3 protein-coding genes and 1 pseudogene are annotated in these 2919 nt (G+C 40.0%); all 4 read left to right on the top strand.

Going from position 1 to position 2919, the window contains the following annotated elements:
- Positions 1-180: pseudogene (locus EXN75_RS17070) on the top strand (site-specific integrase); the annotation flags it as partial.
- Between the two features lie 202 nt (positions 181-382).
- Positions 383-1120, top strand: a complete 738-nt coding sequence (locus EXN75_RS17065) for a carboxypeptidase-like regulatory domain-containing protein (protein ID WP_134844726.1) — start codon at positions 383-385, stop codon at positions 1118-1120.
- Entirely contained in the window at positions 1066-1920 is an 855-nt protein-coding gene (locus EXN75_RS17060) for an energy transducer TonB (protein WP_246031460.1), read from the top strand. Before EXN75_RS17065 ends, EXN75_RS17060 begins: the two co-directional genes overlap by 55 nt.
- A gap of 1 nt (position 1921) precedes the next feature.
- Positions 1922-2542, top strand: coding sequence for a radical SAM protein (locus EXN75_RS17055; protein WP_089545399.1), 621 nt, complete (start codon positions 1922-1924; stop codon positions 2540-2542).
- The last annotated feature ends 377 nt before the right edge of the window (positions 2543-2919 follow it).

Genomic DNA, 2919 nt, shown 5'->3' with positions numbered 1-2919 from the left:
ATCGAGCAGTTGTTGCTTTCCATCCAAAAGGCTTTCGATGTGCTTGTGGAAAAGAGAACGGACTTCGAGGCTAAGGATGTCAAGGAGGCTTTGCAGGGCAGCGTCAAGACACAGACCACCCTTCTCTTCTTCGTGGACGAGCATATCAGTGAACTCAGCACCCATGAGGAACACAGATAAATTCTATATACGGCATCAAAAGCAGCGAAAAAGTTAAAAACAATCCCATTTCTTATAATACAACAAAAATTATTCTTGTATGTGGATTGTTTTTCGTATTTTTGAAATTAGAATTATAAATGAGTATTTTTTAGGGATTATGACTAATAATATACTCATTTTGTGAGTAAAGAGAATGTTGAACATCTAAAAACAGCAATTTATGAAAGCCAAAGGACACAACATCTGCGATACCCTCAAGGCAATTCGCAAACAAATAGCAGATGCTAATGGGATTGACTATTCACCAGAAGAATGCCACTTCACTGGTGAATGCAAGGGAACTTGCCCCAAATGCGAGCAAGATGTGAGATATTTGGAACATGAGTTGCGACTTAGACTGAAAGCAGGGAAGGCTATAAAGGTTGCGGGAGTGGCATTGGGAATAATTGCTCTTGCTGCATCTATTACGTCATGTTCTACACAAAAAGGCTACTATAACTCGACACCACTACTATCAAAGAAAGTTATTCCTATTCGCTTCCAAGAATACACATCCAAAGATTCTATTCTGCTAAAAGATAAAGAATCATTTAGGAAGAAAGGAGTCCTTTTTGTCCAAGGTCATATTATTGACGAAAATACGAAAGAACCGATTGTTAGTGCCTTCATCACAGCTAAACTTTCTGGAAAGAAAACGGCAGCAGACATTGATGGAAACTTCACAATTGAAGTGGAGCCAAAAGATACAATCACCATAAAGTTCATTGGTATGCAAGACAGAATCATCAAACTCTCTGAAATGAATTTCGAAAAACTCAATGTCATCACTTTGACGGAAAGTGGAGGACTCATGGGTGAAATTGTTGTTATCAAAAAAGGACATAAGCATAAAAAAAATAAACTATGGCAAGAGGACGTTATATTTGCAACACTCTCAAAGCTATCCGCAAGCAGATAGCGGATGCAAATGGGATTGACTATTCACCCGAAGAATGTCACTTTAAAGGTGAATGCAAGGGGACTTGTCCAAAATGTGAGCAAGACGTGAGGGACTTAGAACACGAACTGCACCTCCGACAGATGGCAGGGAAAGCTATTAAAGTAGCAGGCATAGCAGCAGGACTTGTCGCTATGACAGCTTGTTCGGATGGAAAGGTACAAAGAATATCTTCGGATGCTACTCAAGGTGAACTTAATATAGTGAAAGAAGAAGTGCCTAAACCTGGAGACAGACAATTGGAAGGAGATATCTCGTTTAGTGATGAGGCTAAATATGCAGAAGAAGAAAATAGAAAATTAGGAGAGATTCCAAGCAATCCTCGAATGGAAATAACAAAAGAGCGAACTTCAAATGATAGGAAAGGTACCACATCCAAGAAATCAAAAAAAGGCAATACCGCTTTAATGCAATCAGCTGTTGATACAGACTCCATAGAAAACAGCAATATATTTGGTATTGTAGAGGAGATGCCTTCATTCCCAGGTGGTATGGCTGCATTGATGAAATACATCAAGGATAATCTACGCTATCCAGAAATTTGTAGGGAAGGTGCTGCTATGGGCAGAGTTAATGTTGTCTTTATTGTAAACGAGGACGGAAGTCTGAGTGATGTAAAGGTAATTAGAAGCATTAGCCCTGAACTTGACAAGGAAGCCATTAGGGTTGTGAAAAGTATGCCAAAATGGAATCCTGCAAAACAAAATGGCAAAGCTGTGAAAATGAAATATGTTGTTTCTGTAAATTTCAGACCTGAATAAGATGAATACAGCTCCACTTATCTGTATCGACCGCCACCGCCTCACGATAGACGGCGAGGGCGTCACCACGCTCGTAGCATTTCATGGTTGTCCTCTTCATTGCAAGTACTGTCTCAATCCCCAATGCCTTGATGCTGACGGCGTATGGCAGGAGGTGGATACAGAACTGCTGATGGCGAACGTGGAGATGGACAACCTCTACTTCTTAGCTACAGGAGGCGGCATCTGTTTTGGTGGAGGTGAACCGCTTCTGTGGAGTTCATTCATAAAGGAGTTTTGTGAACTATGCCCAGAGGGATGGCACTTTACGATGGAGACGAGTCTAAACGTACCTCGCCATCACTTGGAGAAAGTCACCCCATACATTGACTCCTTTATCATCGACATCAAGGACATGAATCCTGCCATCTATCAAGCCTACACAGGTAAGCCCAACCGGCAAGTTATCGACAACCTTGTCTGGCTCAACACTCATGCCAAACATAAAGACAAGATCATCCTTCGTCTCCCCATAATCCCCAAGTTCAACACCGAAGATGACAGGAAACACAGTCGCCAAGTCTTAATAGAATTAGGATATGAGAATTTTGATGAATTTGAATATGTTATTAGAAACAAATAAACAGTTTTAATTATATGTCCCAATGAAATGGATTTGAATGTAAATTCCATCTCATTGGGGTATTGGATAAAATTATTGGTAATTTTTAATAGTACGTTTTATGCTATTAGACTCTCTGCAAAGTTCATTAGCTACACTGTCTTTGTATGCAGCCATCCGTACCATTTCATTGTATTTGAGAACAGAATCTTCGTAAGCTGCAACACGATTTTTGACATAGTCTATGACATTTTCGTCTCTGTTTACAGAGAAGAGCTTGTCTATGTGGCACAGGACAAAATGATGTAAGTATATTCTTCTATCAGGATAGAAGAATATACGGCAGTTTTAGGAATTGGAGTCAGTTTGGATTCTGTTGTTGGAACATATTGCGGTGT

The sequence above is a fragment of the Segatella hominis genome (assembly GCF_004535825.1).
Classification (GTDB): Bacteria; Bacteroidota; Bacteroidia; order Bacteroidales; family Bacteroidaceae; genus Prevotella; species Prevotella hominis.
Note: the sequence above shows the minus strand (reverse complement) of the source record. Positions and strands in the feature narration are given on the sequence as shown.

What these genes read in the sequence shown, in the direction of transcription:
- EXN75_RS17060 (WP_246031460.1), top strand. Translation starts at nt 1,066, where the DNA reads ATGGCAAGAGGACGTTATATTTGCAACACTCTCAAAGCTATCCGCAAG.
- EXN75_RS17065 (WP_134844726.1), top strand. Translation starts at nt 383, where the DNA reads ATGAAAGCCAAAGGACACAACATCTGCGATACCCTCAAGGCAATTCGC.
- EXN75_RS17055 (WP_089545399.1), top strand. Translation starts at nt 1,922, where the DNA reads ATGAATACAGCTCCACTTATCTGTATCGACCGCCACCGCCTCACGATA.